The organism is uncultured Microbulbifer sp. (assembly GCF_947498635.1).
Classification (GTDB): domain Bacteria; phylum Pseudomonadota; class Gammaproteobacteria; order Pseudomonadales; family Cellvibrionaceae; genus Microbulbifer; species Microbulbifer echini.
Window position 1 is genome coordinate 71,069 of sequence record NZ_CANMKV010000008.1, and the last position, 16,214, is coordinate 87,282.

Genomic DNA, 16,214 nt, shown 5'->3' on the forward strand with positions numbered 1-16,214 from the left:
TTGTGGGACGGCCCCTAATACCAGGGGGTCATATTACAGGTGTTTATAACATGAAGACATACAGTGCCAAACCGGAAGCGGTAACACGCGACTGGTACATTGTTGACGCTGCGGACAAGACCCTCGGCCGTATTTCCGCCGAGATCGCGCACCGCCTGCGTGGCAAGCACAAGCCTGAATACACGCCCCACGTGGACACTGGCGATTACATTATTGTGATCAATGCCGAGAAGGTTCGCGTGACCGGCAACAAGGCCAAAGACAAGATCTACCACAGCCACTCCGGCTATCCCGGTGGTCTGAAGTCGATCAGCTTTGAAAAGTTGATCGAGAAAGCGCCCGAGCGCACCATCCAAAGCGCCGTTAAAGGTATGCTGCCGAGGGGTCCTCTGGGTCGAGCCATGTTCAAAAAGCTGAAAGTATACGGCGGTAGTGAACATCCTCACACGGCACAACAGCCGATTGAACTGGCGATCTAAACGGGAATAAATCTGATGGCAACTACTCAATACTACGGTACCGGCCGCCGCAAGACCTCCACCGCTCGTGTATTTATCGTGCCTGGTGAAGGCAAGATCAGCGTAAATGGTCGCGCCCTGGACGAATACTTTGGTCGCCAGGTGGCTCGCATGATCGTGCGTCAGCCGCTGGAAAAGGTTGATCTGGTCGAAAAATTCGACATCATCGCAACTGTAAAAGGTGGTGGTTCTTTTGGTCAGGCGGGTGCTATCCGTCACGGCCTGACCCGCGCCCTGATGCAGTACGATGAGGAGCTGCGTCAAACCCTGCGCGCCGCTGGTTATGTTACCCGCGATGCTCGTGAGGTTGAGCGTAAGAAAGTCGGTCTGCGCAAAGCGCGTAAGAAACCGCAATTCTCCAAGCGTTAAGCTTTCTTTTTGGCCCGGCTTCTGCCGGGCTTTTTTCTGTCCTGTGTTTGAGGATTTGAGCGGCCGTTCTGGGTTTTGCTTGATTTCTCATGGTTCCACCACGCAATTCCTGACGTTCCCCATGTCTTTGCCTTGTATCAAAATGGCATTTTCTTTAACATTGCGCGGATTTGTATCCGCTTGATTTGTGGGGTTTATTCGCGCGGGCAATCTGCCGGAGCGGGACTTCTTTCAAGACTTTTTGGGTTTGGGCCAGCGCATTTCCGGTTTTCCCGGGATCGCTGTGATGGGAGAACTACGTCATGAGTGATGACGGTGTAAATGTAGGACGGCGTCGTTTCTTGACCGCTGCTACCTCTGTCGTTGGTGGTGCGGGTGCGGTTGGGGTTGCCGTGCCCTTCGTCGCCTCCTGGAATCCGAGTGCCAAGGCAAAAGCTGCGGGCGCTCCGGTTAAGTACAACATTAGCAAAATCGAGCCGGGCCAGATGGTCACCGTTGAGTGGCGCGGCAAGCCGGTATATGTGGTTCGTCGAACAGACGAGATATTGCAGGACCTGGAGAAAGTGGAGCCGCTGTTGCGGGACCCCAACTCCGAGGAATCCATTCAGCCGGTTTATGTAAATCCGGAAAACCGCTCTATCAAACCGAAGCTGTTAGTCCTGGTTGGCTTGTGCACACACCTGGGCTGCGCCCCGATGTACCGCCCCGAAGTCGGCGCCGCTGATTTGGGTGGTGCCGAGTGGATGGGCGGCTTCTTCTGTCCCTGTCACGGCTCCAAGTACGATATGGCTGGTCGGGTCTATGCCGGTGTTCCGGCACCGACGAACCTGGAGGTTCCGCCTTATTCCTATGAGAGCGACGACGTAATCGTGATTGGTGTAGACCAGGAGGGCGCTGCATGAAATGGCTAGCAAATTTCGGTGACTGGGTAGATCAGCGACTGCCGATCTACCAGGCCTGGGATAAGCATATGGGCAAGTACTATGCGCCCAAAAACTTTAACCTCTGGTATTTCTTCGGTGTTTTCTCCCTGCTAGTACTGGTCAACCAGCTGTTGACAGGTATCTGGCTGGTGATGAGTTTCACCCCTTCCGCCGAAGGAGCCTTTGCCTCCGTTGAATACATCATGCGCGATGTGGAATGGGGCTGGTTGATCCGCTATCTCCACTCGACAGGTGCGTCTGCATTCTTCGTAGTGGTGTACCTACATATGTTCCGCGGCTTGATGTACGGCTCTTACAAGCCACCGCGCGAGCTGGTGTGGATATTCGGTATGTGCATCTACCTGGTGCTGATGGCGGAAGCCTTTATGGGCTATGTGCTGCCGTGGGGACAGATGTCCTACTGGGGCGCCCAGGTGATCGTATCTCTGTTTGGGGCCATACCCGGTATTGGGGACAGCCTGGTAGAGTGGATTCGCGGTGACTACCTGATTTCCGGTATTACCCTGACCCGCTTCTTCTCCCTGCATGTGATTGCTCTGCCACTGGTATTGGTACTGCTGGTGGTATTGCACATTCTTGCCCTGCACGAAGTGGGCTCCAATAACCCTGACGGCATCGAAATTAAAAAGAACAAGGATGAGAATGGCATTCCTAAAGATGGAATTGCTTTCCACCCTTACTACTCGGTCCACGACCTGGTGGGTATCGCGGTCTTCCTGTTTATCTTCGCCACTGTGGTGTTCTTCTTCCCGGAGATGGGCGGTTTCTTCCTAGAATACGCTAACTTCGAAGAGGCGAACCCGCTGAAGACCCCGCCGCATATCGCGCCGGTTTGGTACTTTACGCCGTTCTACGCGATTTTGCGTGCAGTAACGATGGATATTGGCCCGCTTACAGCTAAGTTCCTCGGCCTGGTGGCTATGGGCGCAGCTATTGCTGTTCTGTTCGTGCTGCCCTGGCTGGATAAGAGCCCAGTGCGTTCGATTCGCTATAAAGGCTGGCTGCCCAAAGGCCTGCTGCTCCTGTTCGCAGCGGTATTTATTATCCTGGGCTACCTGGGGGTTAAGTCTCCAACTCCGGATCGCAACTTCCTTTCCCAGTTGGCGACTCTGTTCTACTTTGCCTTCTTCCTGACTATGCCGGTTTGGACGAATCCAAAGGGGCGCAAAGGGATCGGTTCATGGGTTGTGAGTATTGGCTTTGGTATCCTGTTCCTGTGGATGGCATTCGCAAACTTTACCTTTGGTCATGAAGATCAAGACAAGAATGGCTTTGTGAATACCTTTGTTGGTATTTCGGCTCTGTTACTTGCTGCTTTCTTTGCTGCGCTACCGTGGATTACCAACCGCGATGAGGTATACCCGGAGCCAGAGCGTGTCACCAGCCCGTCTGGCGGTAAGACTTTCGGTATCCTGTTTATTGGTATCGTTGTTGTGGGTCTGCTGACCTTTATTCCGATCAAGGCCGTGGGTGCTGAGTCCAGTGTTGAGCTGGACCACATTGATATCGACCTGCAGGACAAGCCGTCCTTACAGCGCGGTGCCAAGTACTTCGTCAACTACTGTATGGGTTGTCACAGTGCCAACTATTCCCGCTGGGAGCGCGTTGCTACTGATCTGGATATCCCCAGAGAGTTGATGATGGAGAATCTGATTTTGGGGAACGATAAGATCGGTAACCTGATGGAGATCTCCATGCGCTCGGACGACTCCAAAGTATGGTTCGGTGCCACGCCGCCGGATCTGACATTGGTGGCTCGCTCACGCTCCCCGGAATGGCTCTACACTTATCTGCGCAGTTTCTACAAGGATGACAGTCGGGCTACCGGTGTGAACAACCTGGTATTTCCCAGCGTTGCTATGCCCCACGTGTTGATGGAGCTGCAAGGCTTGCCTGAATGTGCTCCGGGCCCCAAGCGTGACCACGGAAAAATTGTCCGTGATGAGCTGGGTAACCCGATTATGGATGCGGATTGTGGCAGCTTGCAGGTTGGCAAAATCAAAGGCTCCATGACTCCAGACGAGTTCGACCAGGCTATGTATGATCTGGTTAACTTTATGGAGTATATTGCTGAGCCTATGGCAGAAGATCGCAAGCGCATCGGTTTCTATGTGTTGGCGTTTATATTTGTGTTCTTTATCTTTGCCTGGTTACTGAACCGGGAGTATTGGAAAGACGTGCAACACTAAGCGTGGCAGTTTTTCTCTGATGGGTGGTGGAGTTAGTCCTCCACCCTTTTATATTTTGAATAAAAAGGTTGGCACTCGCTAACCAAAAGTTTGAGGTAGTTTGAACATGGGTGTGCCTACCAACAAGCGCTCCTCTATGACCTTCTTCTCCGATGGTCGCAGCCACTACAGCCACCGCGTGCGTATTGTGCTTGCAGAAAAAGGAGTTTCCGTCGATATCATAGATGTTGATTCTGACGATAAACCAGCCGAGCTCGCTGACCTCAACCCCTACAATTCGCTGCCGACTCTGGTGGACCGCGATTTGGTGTTGTTCGAAACCAAGGTAATGATGGAGTACCTGGACGAGCGCTTCCCTCATCCGCCACTGCTGCCGGTTTATCCGGTTGCTCGCGCACAGAGCCGCCAGATCATGCACCGCATCGAGCGAGATTGGTGCCCTCTGGTCGATAAAATTCTTGCCGGTGGCAAGGATGTGGCTTCGGCTCGTAAAGAGTTGCGCGATAGCTTCGTTGGCATCGCACCGATGTTTACCGAACTGCCGTTCTTCTTTAACGAAGAGTTCTCTCTGGTGGATTGCTGCATGGCACCGCTGTTGTGGCGTCTTGAGCAGTTTGAAATCAGCCTGCCCAAAACCAAGCAGGTTAAGCCGTTGCTGGATTATATGGATCGCCTGTTCGCTCGCGAAGCCTTCCAGCAGAGCCTGACCGAGTACGAGCGGGAAATGCGTTGAGGATACTTTTGTGAGTAAGCCGGCTATGACATCCAATCGCCCCTATATTTTACGGGCATTCTATGAGTGGATAACCGACAACCGGTGCACTCCTTATATTCTTGTGGATACCCACCTATCCGGGGTACTGGTACCCCAACAGCATGTCAACGATGACGGTCAAATTGTACTGAACGTTTCCGAGGGTGCTGTCGCTGGCCTGACGATGGATAACTACGCGATTCGCTTCAATGCGCGTTTTGGCGGGGTACCCACCGATATTCAGGTTCCGGTCGGGGCCGTGGTCGGTATTTACGCGCGTGAAAATGGTCAGGGAATGGTGTTTGAGGCGGAGGAAACTCCAGAGCCACCAGAGCCCACACCACCCACCAGCCTGGGTAAGAAGTCGGTGAAGAAGCCCGCGTTGCGGGTTGTGAAGTAACTTCACTGGAAAAAGGAGGCATTAGGCCTCCTTTTTTTCTTCTGTATCACTGGCCTGAGCCTGTATGTCCAGTTGGGGCCTATATTTCATCCCGTATTGCCTGGACTATTTTTCCTTCTCCTTCTCCTTCTCTCATTAAATTCATACTCTAGCTTTTTCACAGCTAAGCAATGTACCGACTAATTTTTCCTCTCTCAGAAATCTCAATTCAGTGATCGTATTTTGACGCTAATTTTACTTTTAGATTTTTCAGGTGTTGCCTGATACAGCCTGCGGTTTGAACGTTGAAATGCCTAAGTAAGGGGCTGCTGTCATTAAAGGGATTTTCGAGACGCAATGCCGATCAGAGCCACTGAAGGCGCTTCTGTAAAATTAGCTTATCAAATTGAAAGCGCGGACGGCTTTGCTGTGGAGCTGGTAATAAATAGAAAAAAGCCACGGATATTTAATGTCCGTGGCAAAGGGTCGAAGGATGGAGGCCTTCGGGGCTACCTTGGGGGGGTAGCGGGGAGGATTAATTCATGCTGGCAACGGTCGGAGATTCATAGGCTTCGTTTTTGCCCAGTAATACAACTTCTACACGGCGGTTATGCTGTCGGCCTGCGAGAGTATCGTTACTGGCCACGGGGTTCGATTCGCCATAACCTTTAACGCTAATACGGTCGCTTGCAACACCGGAATTGATCAGAACATTTTGGATCGACCGCGCGCGTTTTTTGGATAATTCCAAATTATATGCTTCGCTGCCTAGAGAATCGGTATAACCTTCAATAACCGCTTTGGTATTCTCATGTGCGCTCAAGAAATCAGCTAATTTCTTCACTGTGGGTTTGGCACCGGGTTGCAGCTCGTGGTCGTCAAAGGCGAAGAGTACGTCACCAAGAGTTAGCACATTAGTATCTGCATTTTGTTTGCTTCCCATTTTTTCGAGCTCTTTTTTCAGCATCTTGAGCTCCTGCTGATTCTGGGCCAGCTCTGAATTCTTATCTTGCAGTACTAGACCTGCACGCACCATATCGGCATTTTCAAACTGAGCTTCCATCTTGGCAATATCAACTTCGTATTTTGCAACGCCCAGCATTTTTTGCGCCAAGTAAACTTGATGCTCCATATCGGTTTCATTGCCTTCCTGCCATGCCGTTTTGGCTTCACTCACGCTATCACCCGCAGCTCTGAGCGGCACTGTCGCATGGCGATTAACCAGATCATTACGGCTCATAGCCTGGTACTGATCTTCAACCTCGGCGAGAGGTTTTGGCATTTCTGTGGTGGCACAGCCGCTGACTACTGCAGTGGCGATGCCAAGAGCGATTAACGACTTATTCATGGTCAAATCCTGTATTTTAAATGGCAAATGTGGGCGTAGTTTGCGAAGGGTGATTAGATTAAGAGTCCTGATCGATTGTCTGCTTGAGCTGAATGAGGGTTGCATTCAATTCATAAAGTTTTTGCTTGGTGGATTCGGAGCGGGCCTGTGCGCTGGCGAGCTTGGCATCGGCTGTGGCTTTCTCTGCAAACCTGCGTGCCTTATTAAATTCACTCTTGTCTACAGCAGTCTGTGCCTTTCCCAGGTGCTCTTTTGCCGTAGTCAAGTGTTGAGCGGCAAACTGTTCACTTTTGTCTGCTTCAGCCGTGGAGATATGTATTTTTGCTTCTGCAATCTCATTTGTGGGCATGTTTCCGGTGGCACAGCCTGAAATTGCAGTGACCAGTACCAGACTGCCAAATAGCTTTGTTGACTTCATTTCCTTCTCCTTCTGTAGTGGATAGAGAGTTCGCTAGAGAAGGTACATCCCTGTACCTCTCTGGCTAAATATTTACCGGGTCCTTAAAAAGCGAATTGCAGAGAAGCGGAGGCGACATCAAGTTTTGGTTCGATATCATCTTCAATTTCGAAGCGCTCATACTCTAAACGCAGGTCAAGGTTCTCAAGCAGACCAACTTTTACACCAGCGCCATAGAACCAGTCGCCACCGTCCATATCTTCAGAAACCCCACCGAGTACAGGCAGGTCAGCCTTCACTTCAGCATTCCAGGTAAACCAGCCACCTTTTACATACACAGATGCGCGCTCATGGATGGGGGCAGACAAAATACCGGCGAAGGTAAAACCATCAATTTCAGCATTGGTGTCGAAGTCGTTGGCTTCGTCGAAGTTTAAGTAAGCGACTTCGGCACCGAGGTATTCATTCAGTTTGATACCACCAAAAATTTTCACGACTTCAGATTTTTCATCGAATTCCGTTTCTTCGTCATCCCATTTAACGGAGTACTGGCCGTAGCCGCCGCCTACAAAGAACTCTGATTCCGAGCGATCAAAGATATCCTGTGCCATAGCTTGACCAGTAAGGCCAGTGGTCATTGCAATTGCAGCGATTAGTTTTCCGTAGTTCATGATAGTAATCCTCATGTGAAAATATTTTGTTACTTCTCGGTATTTTCTCTTGGGAGTAAAACCGAATTCAGTTTCGAATCTCTAAGCTGTGAAGCTTGTTGTTGATGGTTGCAACCGGTATGCCAACTTTTTTGCATGGGGAAGAAAAATATTTCAAAAGTGTGTCTAAGCCGCATGGGTGCTGAGTTTTTTTGGGGGCAGGTACTGTTGAGATTTTTTAATATCGGTCAATAACTGATGGCTTCCAGGGGTGTTCTTACGGTGTAGGAATGTTTTTGGTATGTAAAAATTGCAAAGAGTTCTATTTCTGTTTTGTAAAAATTTATACAAAGTGCAATTTGACGTTGGGTATTTAAAAGAACAATGCCCATTTCGCACCTATAAAGAAGGGAGAGATGTCAAAGTAGAAGTTGGCATGCTAACTGCAGGTTCACTAATGAACTTTGCAAACTAGGAGATTCTCATGGCTACAGCAGCTAACTCAAAAACAAACTCAAGCCGCGGTAATAAAAGTGCAGTTGGTAAGGATGCGGTGCAGGAAGAGGTTCTTTTATCCGAAATGGCGAGAGAGAAAGCCCACTCGGCGGTAGACAGCGTCTCTGATAAAGCGGCTGCTACGGAAGAAAAGATCCGTGAATCTGCAGCGCAATCATCTGAGTCACTCTCGCAAAAGCAGGAGCAGATCAAGCAGACCGCTAGCCAGACCCGTTCAGACATAGAAGGCTTTGCGAAAAAAAATCCATGGGCTGCTGCGGGTATTGCGTTCGCTACAGGTGCGATTGTCAGCGCACTAATTCGTCGTCGCTAATTTATGTCGGACGTTGAAAATACTCAGCAATGCGACTCCGGGGTAGAGGGCTCTGGCGAAGCGTCGGATTGGCAGCGTCTGGGCGTGAGCGCCCAGGCGCTGCTGTCAGCATTGCAGCAAGTGGCCGGCGGGCGCTTGGCATTGATCGGCGCGCAGTGGCGACTCAGTCTTGTTGCTATCTCGCTGTCACTTGTCATGTTGGTCAGCCTTGGCTGTGTCATCGCATTAAGTTGGTTTGCTATTTCCCTCGGGGCAGGTTTTGCCATTTGGAAATTTCTTGATCACTGGCTCTGGGCACTTTTCGTGGTGCTGTGTATGCAGCTATTGGCCGTATTTTTATTATGGAAGCAAAGTCGACGCCTGTTACAGTTGATTTCCATTGACCTGAATATCTTTGAAAGTGAGGCTTCTGGTGCTGGATCTCCTGCTAAAGAATGAGAAGGCTGCTGTGCGGGCAGCACGCAAAACTGAGCGAGAAGGTCTAGTAAGTGCCAAAGCGGCCCTAGATTCACTTAAGACTTACTCCGCCAAAGTTGCTGTACAGCCAGTCAGTTTGGCGGCCATGGTTGCAGCTGGATTTATTTCGGACAGGGCTTTTGCCGATGTAGGGAAGCAAAGACTTAAAGTCCTGCTTTCAGGGCTCAGTTACAGTGCCCTCGCAGAGTATGGTTTTCAGTTTTGGTCGGACTATGCCGATGAAAAACCCGGTGAAGATAAAACTTCCGGCGAGGCAGAAGCCTCTCAGATTTGACCACTCCCCAAGTCTAATAAAATCTCAGATGCAACTGCATTGTTGTGAGCGAGTGCCGGTCACCTTGAGGGATGGGGCAACTTGCACTTTTAATATTCAAGTACGGCAGATACCCGAGTGAATGCACAAGACAGCCCTGAACAAGAATCAATACAAGCACCTAAAATGAGCAGTGAATCTAGGAGCCATCGTCAGTTTAAGATCCTAGCTACTTGTGCGGTCATCCTGACCGCCCTGGCAATTATCGCAGCCCTTTACCTAGGGCGTACGATTCTTTTGCCTTTTACCCTCGCATGGATGAGTTCGCTGCTGCTCTCACCCCTCGTGCGCTGGACATCTCAAAAGGGCATACCCAACCCTATTTCAGCGGGGTTTTTGGTTCTGTTTGCCGTATCCATGTTATTTCTCGCTGTGCGTTTGCTGGCGGAGCCCGCTAGCGAATGGGTAGAAAGTTGGCCGCAAAAAACGGCAGAGGTACAGGAAAAACTCAATATGGTGCAAAAACCCTTAGTCGATTTGCGTAAGGCGGGTGACGAGGTGGTGAAGCTCGGTAAGTCAAACGATGAAAGTCATGTAACGGTATCGGTAAAGCAGGAAAGCTGGCTGAAAAGTATTGTTACGGATGATATTCCAACTTTGTCTGGTCAGGCGTTAATGATTATTGTTCTGACCTTTTTCCTGCTTTCAAGCCGCGGAAGTATTGCTCGGCACATTGGCCAGTTTGGCCGTGACTTCAGTGGGCGCCGACATCTTATGGGCATTGCTACCCAGGTGAGAAGGCAAATCTCAACCTACCTAAACACGATCGCATTAGTGAACTTGGCATTGGCGATTGTTACGTCACTAGTCTTATGGGCTCTGAACTTTCCCAATCCCTTTCTATGGGGATGCCTGGCAGGCCTTTTGAATTTTGCCCCCTATGTAGGGCCTTTGATTACTGTTTCTTTGCTCTCAATCGTTGGCTTGGTTTCTTACGATACACTCTGGGCAGGCCTGCTGGCGCCAGCGGCATTTATGGGAATTACAATGCTCGAAGGGCAATTGATCACCCCCTCAGTGGTTGGGCAAAGATTGAAACTATCGCCCATCTCAGTTTTTTTGGCAGTAATTTTTTGGACTTGGATCTGGGGTGTCGGCGGAGCTTTGATGGCAGCGCCAATTCTGGCTTGTCTGAAAATATTTCATGAAAACCTCTTCCCCGCTCCACCAAGAGCTGAATCGAAAGAAGAAGCGTTGAGGCCCTTAGCACTATAGCTGGGCCAGCTTGATAAGGTCATAGGGTTTGCTGAGGATGCCGTCGAACCCCGATTCAGTGAGCTTATCAGAATTCGGACTTTCGCCTGTGGCGGCGAGTAATCGCCCCGTGTAAGACAGTTTGCGGATTCTTTTGGCAAGCGTGAAACCATCCATATCTGGAAGGTTAATATCCATTAATATCAGATTTGGCTGGTAGGTTGCGAAGAGTTCCAGGGCTGATTGGGCATCGCCACAGGCTTTAGCTTCCCAGCCTAAAGCGATGAGTAGTTGCTGTGTCGCACTGCGCGCATCTTCATCGTCCTCAACCAGAATCAGCTTTTTATTGATTGCAGGGGCTGGCAGGTGCTTAGTAAGAAGATCAAATAACTGATCTGGCTGCACTGGCTTGCCTAAGTGATCGGTACAGCCGGCATCCAGGCAGCGTTGGCGTTCGCCGAGCATCGTCTGAGCTGTGAGCGCAATGACCGGCGTTTCGAACCCTAGCATGCGTAGCTCTTGAGTGGCGGTAAGACCGTCCATAACGGGCATCTGCACATCCATTACGACTAAATCAAAGGGTTTGCCATTATTGCGGGCCGCTAGTAATAGATTGATTGCCTCCTGGCCATTCGCTGCTTGTTGGACGTTACAACCTGCGCTTTCAAGCAAGTGGGCTACCAGTTCGCGAATTTCCCTGAGATCGTCTGTAATCAATACCTGCCCAGACAGGCTTGGGGTCTGGATATGCACCGCAGAAGAGGGTTGCTGAATATCCCAGGTCTGATACTGGTATTGCGCAGGGTGCTTGCACTCTAATGTCAGGGTGAAACAGCTGCCCGATCCCTCCTCGCTGTGCAAAGAGATTTTCCCTCCCAACAGCTGGGCTAACTGCCGGCTGATGGCCAGCCCCAGGCCCGACCCGAGTTCGGAACGGTGGGCACCGCCGTGGGCCTGGACAAAGGGGGTGAACAGTTTTTCCTGTTCGGCGGGAGGGATACCAATGCCGGTATCGATGACACGAAAGCGTAGCTGGCAACTGTGTTCAAGTCGAGTCGCGTCAACTTCGAGGCGGACTTCACCGGTATCGGTAAATTTCACAGCGTTGCTGAGGAAGTTCAGTAGAATCTGTCGCAAGCGGATTGTATCCGTGATGATCTGCGATGGGAGTTCTGTCTGAATATCAATACTAAAGCGGATCCCCTTATCTTCCGCCTTAATTGCGATTAATTGATAGAGCTCGGCAAGAAAGCCGGGGAGGGCCAGTTCGCTGAATTGCACCTCCAGGCGACCCGCTTCGATTTTGGATAAATCGAGTACATCGTTCAAGAGGCTCAACAAATGATAGCCGTTACGCTTGATAATACTTAAGTGATCGAGCTGTTGCTGGCCCTTGTGATTTTGTAGGAGAAGGTCGGTATAGCCCAATATAGAAGTTAAAGGCGTGCGCAATTCATGGCTCAAATGCGCGAGGAACTCGCTCTTGGATTTGTTCTCGGCTTCCGCTTTGAGACGCTCCAAGCGCTCCCGCTCCATATCCCTACGTGATACTGCGTAGCGGATAGCCCGACTCAATCGGGCTGCGGTAAGTTGGGTTTTGACCAAATAATCGACTGCGCCTGCAGAGAGGGCTTCGGCATCCAGGGTGCTATCGTCATGGCCTGTGAGCATGATGATAGGGGCATCGAAACCCTGGCGTCGCGCCTCAGCGAGAATCTGCAGGCCAGTAAATGCACCCAGAGAGTAATCGAGTAGGCATACATCAAAATTATTAGAGGCAAAGTATTTGTGGGCCTCCTCCGGCGAGCGTGCCCACTCGATCTGGTAGCCCTCAGGGTCTATATCCTGAAGAAGATCTTTCGCGATAATAAAATCATCTTCGTCATCTTCTACCAGAAGTAATCTGGTGACGCCCATCTTAAAACTCTACCTTGCTGTTTATCTTATCGAAACTTATATCGGGGAACTACTACTGATAGCTGCGTTGCTTACCAGGGAATTCAACAAATTCGACCCAATAACGCCCCAGTGAGCGCATCAATTCCACCAGGTCTTCAAAAGTTACAGGCTTGGATAGATAGGAGGCCGCGCCAAGGTCGTAGGATTTGAACATGTCCTCTTCGGCCTTGGAGGTTGTGAGAATGACGACTGGAATACGTCGTAAATTGGGGTCTGCTTTTATCGCTGCCAGAGCTTGTCGACCATCCATGCGAGGCATATTTAAATCGAGCAGAATCAAGTCGGGCAGATGCTCATTAGCCAGATGTTCAAATTCGCCTTCTCGCTTTAGGTAGGACAGCAACTCGGCACCATCGCTAACGATGGAGAGTTCGCTTTTTACGAGGCTTTCTTCGAGAGCCTCTCGGGTGAGCAATTGATCATCCTTGTCATCGTCTGCGAGGACGATGCTGATGGATTTACTTGCTTGCATAAATTGTTCTCTTAAAGGTTGAGACCTTGCTGTGACTGCGCACTCGTATCGAGCAAGCGAGGTTCAGAATCATTGTATTCCACTTGTACCGGCGGGTTTTCCGGTATCAGCAGTTCAAAGGTTGCCCCTTCACCTGGTGCGCTGGCAGCGTGAATTTCGCCGCAGTGGCGCTCCAGTATTCTTCTACAAATCGCAAGGCCAATACCTGTACCTTCATACTCATTGCGACCATGCAATCGCTGAAAGGCTGAAAACACTTTGTCGACAAACTGCTCGTCAAAGCCAATTCCATTGTCACTAACAGTGATGCGATAGCCTGGTACCTTGGTGTCCACATGGGAAATTTCTGTTTTCTCACATTGGATCCGAATAATTGGCGGGCATTCGGGTTTGATAAATTTAAGCGCATTACCGATCAAGTTGAGAAACAGTTGGGCCATCTGCGTCGGATCAGCATGGATCGTTGGTAGAGGCTGAATGTCAATTTGTGCGTTGGTTTCTTCGCGCTTAATTTGTAGGTCATCCAGTACTTCTTCGACCACAAGATTGAGGTCGACTGTCTCAAAAGGTGTCGTTCGTGTAGAAACACGGGAGAAGGCGAGCAGATCTTCAATCAGCTTGGACATTCTTTTTGCAGCACTTTGCATACGCTCCACATAGTCCTTGCCGTCGCCTAGTTTTTCGCTATACCGAGCCGTTAGCCGGTCGCCAAATGCACGAATCTTACGCAGCGGCTCTTGCAGGTCATGGGAGGCGACAAAAGCAAAGTTTTGCAGCTCGCGGTTACTGCGTGTTAATTCCTGTGAGTACAATTCCAATTCCTGGGTTCGCTCCGTGACCCTCAGTTCCAGAAGTTGTGCATATTCGTTTTGTTGCCGCATCGACCGGTTGGTAAGCATGGCGATGACCAAAATTAAGCCTATACCCAGGCAGTTGGCGAATAAAACGGCACGCGTAACCTCTCGGCGTCGGAGGGCGGAATCATCCATTAGCGATTGAATGTGCTGGAATTCTTCCTCTTCGATGGTGCTGATAAACTGTGAGAGCATCTCCAGAGTCTTGTGGCTAGCCTCCATCGTTCGCGCAAGACTTTTCACTTCGCGCTTATCTTGGGCGGCGTTAAAATCTGTTACAAGCTGTGAGCTTTGGTTGCTATCAGCAGGCGTCGTCACGGTGTCAATTGCTCGGTAATGACTGCTTAGCAGCCGCTCGAGTTCGTCAAAACGAAATGCCGACTTGGGGATTTTGGTATTTTGAGCTTGCAGTTCGTTGACCAGTTCTGAGGCGTGAGCAACTGCGGCCTCATACTTGGTAAAGTTTGCAGCATTTTCGTTTTGTTTGAATTCACGCAACTGGAGTTCGGCGGTATGCACGGCAAAATAAGTATCGCTGGCCAGCTGAAGGATATCTTTAATCTCACCGGAGCGTGCCGCATTTTCCCCGAGCTCATTCAGGTTGCGGTAGGTATAATAGCTGTTTGCTGCAAAAAGGAGGCATAGTCCCAGGATCAAAGCCGACCAGAAATAACGCAGCTTGGACGGTTTGCTATCCATGATCATGCGGCTCACTATCCAGTACCTCTGCGCAGCTTCGACAGCTTTCGGTGACTTTTTCCAGGCTGACCAGGATTTTTTCAGCAGGCGCTTGCTGGCTTATCTGCAGTTTGGCCAGCTCCGCATTCATGGCAATGTTGTTCATCAAATTACGCAGCTTGTGATGAATATCTTGTTTGGTCATGACTCACTCTGCTTGTACTGATTGAGACGGTTGTAAAGCGTTTTTAAGCTAATCCCAAGCATATCGGCGGCTTGCTTCTTATTGCCATCTACCGCTTCTAAGGTATTCGCGATCAAGCGTTTTTCCATGGCCTCGATGGTCGTGCCCGCCTGTAGATTACTGGAAGAGTCTGAGCTCTGTGTCTGTTCCGTAGTTGTGGCGGAACGCCCAAAAGGAGAGCCCAGTTGTGGAGGGAGACTGAGGGTATTCTGATTGCGGTCAGACAGAATAAATGCGCGGTGTAAGGTATGGCGCAATTCTCGCACGTTGCCTGGCCAGTCGTAACTCTGCAACGACGCCAATATTTTGTCATCCAGAGCGTAGGCGGTTGCGTACTCTTCGTTCATCTGATCGATAAATGACTGGGCCAGTAGGGGGATGTCTTGTTTTCGATCCCTCAAGGGTGGCAGCTGCAAAGGGAACACCGCGAGGCGAAAATAGATATCCTCACGTAGATGGCCGCCATCGGCAATATTTTCATTGCTGCGGTTGGTTGCGGATACTACCCGGCAGGAGACATCTAACTCTGTGGTACCCCCCAGCCTGGTTACCTTACCGGTCTCGAGCACCCTCAGTAGGTTAGGTTGCTGATCGATCGGCATTTCAGTCACTTCATCTAGGAAGAGGGTGCCTTCATTGGCGCGCTCGAACAGGCCGGGCTTACGCGCTACCGCACCGGTAAAAGCCCCCTTTTCGTGACCAAATAATTCGCTACCGATCAACTCCGCGGAGATGGCCCCGCAGTTGGCTGCTACGAGAGGGCCTTGTGCGGCAGAAGCATTGTGGACCGCCTGGGCGACCAGCTCCTTACCTGTACCACTTTCTCCCTGGATCAACACATTGGCTTGGGTTTGCGCGACTTTGCCGATCATATCGTAAAGAGCTTGCATGGCTGGAGACTCACCGACTAAAACACCAAAGTGCCGTTCATACGTTGCCGGTGCCGATTCCCTTTTCCGCAGTAGCAAATCTTGCAGCTGCTGGATTTCAATCGGTTTAACCAGATAAGTCATGTTCGGACCGGCCAGGTGATCCACCATGGATCTGATGGCGCTATGCCCAGTGACAAAAGCGACTTTATCGGGGGTTCGATCGAGGGGGAGGGCGTCCAACACATCAAAGCCGCTGCCTTCAGGAAGCATTAGGTCAAGCAAAAGCGTGTGGTAGCGATTGCGGGCCAAGTAACTGCGGGCTTCGCTTACCCTGTCAGCCACATCTACCGCAAATCCCATATTTTCAATTAGGGGGGAAACTGCGCTCGTGAAATCTTTGTCGTCATCTACCAATAATACCCGTTGCAAAGTCCCAACTCCTATCGATTAGGGATTAAATAAAGGCAACGTAGTTTGCGGTGATTGCAGAGCGTGCCGCAAGCAGTTGATACAAAAAATCGTCATCTTGAGAGGAATGTCTAGATTGGGATGAAATTTACGAACTCAACCCCTGGGCTCGAAGTTTTATTTAAAGCGAGTTTTTGGGTTTCTGATCGGATTGGGCTTGTATTCTGAGACTTTGCGGTGAAGCACTGCAGTGCCAACAATGACATGTCTTGGCGGTTAAGCGAAAACCTGAGGGAGGGGTGCTGGAAGGATTGCGGGGCTGCCGACAGCGATAGCTTGTCGGCGAGCGCCACTTAGACCAATCGA

Annotated in this window: 18 protein-coding genes; 10 read left to right on the forward strand and 8 right to left on the reverse strand. The window is 50.4% G+C overall.

Going from position 1 to position 16,214, the window contains the following annotated elements; translation table 11 throughout:
• The first annotated feature begins 50 nt into the window (after window positions 1-50).
• From rplM to Q1A69_RS06035, 6 genes are all read left to right on the forward strand, one after another.
• Window positions 51-479, forward strand: coding sequence for a 50S ribosomal protein L13 (gene rplM / locus Q1A69_RS06010; protein ID WP_299582577.1), 429 nt, complete (start codon window positions 51-53; stop codon window positions 477-479).
• A gap of 15 nt (window positions 480-494) precedes the next feature.
• Window positions 495-887 carry a 30S ribosomal protein S9 gene (gene rpsI, locus Q1A69_RS06015; RefSeq protein ID WP_299582580.1) on the forward strand — a complete coding sequence of 131 codons (393 nt, stop codon included), beginning with the start codon at window positions 495-497 and terminating at the stop codon, window positions 885-887.
• Between the two features lie 302 nt (window positions 888-1,189).
• Window positions 1,190-1,789, forward strand: coding sequence for a ubiquinol-cytochrome c reductase iron-sulfur subunit (petA, locus tag Q1A69_RS06020; RefSeq protein ID WP_299582583.1), 600 nt, complete (start codon window positions 1,190-1,192; stop codon window positions 1,787-1,789).
• Window positions 1,786-4,020: a ubiquinol-cytochrome c reductase gene (locus Q1A69_RS06025; RefSeq protein WP_299582586.1), complete on the forward strand. Its 2,235-nt coding sequence runs from the start codon at window positions 1,786-1,788 to the stop codon at window positions 4,018-4,020. The genes petA and Q1A69_RS06025 overlap by 4 nt, the downstream gene beginning before the upstream one ends.
• A 106-nt stretch (window positions 4,021-4,126) precedes the next feature.
• A complete protein-coding gene (locus tag Q1A69_RS06030) occupies window positions 4,127-4,753 on the forward strand; it encodes a glutathione S-transferase N-terminal domain-containing protein (protein WP_299582589.1) in 627 nt (208 codons plus the stop codon).
• A gap of 25 nt (window positions 4,754-4,778) precedes the next feature.
• Window positions 4,779-5,174: a ClpXP protease specificity-enhancing factor gene (locus tag Q1A69_RS06035; RefSeq protein ID WP_299582765.1), complete on the forward strand. Its 396-nt coding sequence runs from the start codon at window positions 4,779-4,781 to the stop codon at window positions 5,172-5,174.
• A 514-nt stretch (window positions 5,175-5,688) separates the two neighbouring features.
• On the opposite strand, the gene Q1A69_RS06040 is transcribed toward Q1A69_RS06035, so the two are convergent.
• From Q1A69_RS06040 to Q1A69_RS06050, 3 genes are all read right to left on the reverse strand, one after another.
• Window positions 5,689-6,501: an OmpA family protein gene (locus tag Q1A69_RS06040; protein WP_299582592.1), complete on the reverse strand. Its 813-nt coding sequence runs from the start codon at window positions 6,499-6,501 to the stop codon at window positions 5,689-5,691.
• Between the two features lie 58 nt (window positions 6,502-6,559).
• Window positions 6,560-6,919, reverse strand: a complete 360-nt coding sequence (locus tag Q1A69_RS06045) for a DUF4398 domain-containing protein (RefSeq protein WP_299582595.1) — start codon at window positions 6,917-6,919, stop codon at window positions 6,560-6,562.
• An 83-nt stretch (window positions 6,920-7,002) separates the two neighbouring features.
• On the reverse strand, window positions 7,003-7,569 hold the full coding sequence (locus tag Q1A69_RS06050) for a porin family protein (protein ID WP_299582598.1): 567 nt from the start codon (window positions 7,567-7,569) through the stop codon (window positions 7,003-7,005).
• A gap of 463 nt (window positions 7,570-8,032) precedes the next feature.
• Here Q1A69_RS06050 and Q1A69_RS06055 point away from each other — a divergent pair, with 463 nt between their 5' ends.
• The 4 genes from Q1A69_RS06055 to Q1A69_RS06070 all read left to right on the forward strand — a co-directional run bounded on the left by Q1A69_RS06055 (window position 8,033) and on the right by Q1A69_RS06070 (window position 10,382).
• Window positions 8,033-8,377: a DUF883 C-terminal domain-containing protein gene (locus tag Q1A69_RS06055; protein ID WP_299582601.1), complete on the forward strand. Its 345-nt coding sequence runs from the start codon at window positions 8,033-8,035 to the stop codon at window positions 8,375-8,377.
• Between the two features lie 3 nt (window positions 8,378-8,380).
• Entirely contained in the window at window positions 8,381-8,815 is a 435-nt protein-coding gene (locus Q1A69_RS06060; RefSeq protein WP_299582604.1) for a hypothetical protein, read from the forward strand.
• Window positions 8,790-9,128, forward strand: a complete 339-nt coding sequence (locus Q1A69_RS06065; RefSeq protein ID WP_299582607.1) for a hypothetical protein — start codon at window positions 8,790-8,792, stop codon at window positions 9,126-9,128. The genes Q1A69_RS06060 and Q1A69_RS06065 overlap by 26 nt, the downstream gene beginning before the upstream one ends.
• A gap of 117 nt (window positions 9,129-9,245) precedes the next feature.
• The gene (locus Q1A69_RS06070) at window positions 9,246-10,382 is read left to right on the forward strand and encodes an AI-2E family transporter (protein WP_299582610.1); all 1,137 of its coding nucleotides are present in this window, start codon (window positions 9,246-9,248) and stop codon (window positions 10,380-10,382) included.
• On the opposite strand, the gene Q1A69_RS06075 is transcribed toward Q1A69_RS06070, so the two are convergent.
• The 5 genes from Q1A69_RS06075 to Q1A69_RS06095 are packed head-to-tail and all read right to left on the reverse strand — an operon-like array spanning window position 10,377 to window position 15,869.
• On the reverse strand, window positions 10,377-12,278 hold the full coding sequence (locus tag Q1A69_RS06075) for a response regulator (protein WP_299582613.1): 1,902 nt from the start codon (window positions 12,276-12,278) through the stop codon (window positions 10,377-10,379). The genes Q1A69_RS06070 and Q1A69_RS06075 overlap by 6 nt on opposite strands.
• Window positions 12,279-12,330: 52 nt before the next feature.
• Window positions 12,331-12,792 (reverse strand): response regulator, encoded by a 462-nt coding sequence (locus Q1A69_RS06080; RefSeq protein ID WP_299582616.1) that lies wholly within the window; start codon window positions 12,790-12,792, stop codon window positions 12,331-12,333.
• A gap of 11 nt (window positions 12,793-12,803) precedes the next feature.
• Window positions 12,804-14,351, reverse strand: a complete 1,548-nt coding sequence (locus Q1A69_RS06085; RefSeq protein ID WP_299582768.1) for an ATP-binding protein — start codon at window positions 14,349-14,351, stop codon at window positions 12,804-12,806.
• On the reverse strand, window positions 14,338-14,529 hold the full coding sequence (locus tag Q1A69_RS06090; protein ID WP_299582619.1) for a hypothetical protein: 192 nt from the start codon (window positions 14,527-14,529) through the stop codon (window positions 14,338-14,340). Before Q1A69_RS06090 ends, Q1A69_RS06085 begins: the two co-directional genes overlap by 14 nt.
• Window positions 14,526-15,869 (reverse strand): sigma-54 dependent transcriptional regulator, encoded by a 1,344-nt coding sequence (locus Q1A69_RS06095; protein ID WP_299582622.1) that lies wholly within the window; start codon window positions 15,867-15,869, stop codon window positions 14,526-14,528. Before Q1A69_RS06095 ends, Q1A69_RS06090 begins: the two co-directional genes overlap by 4 nt.
• Window positions 15,870-16,214: the final 345 nt, after the last annotated feature.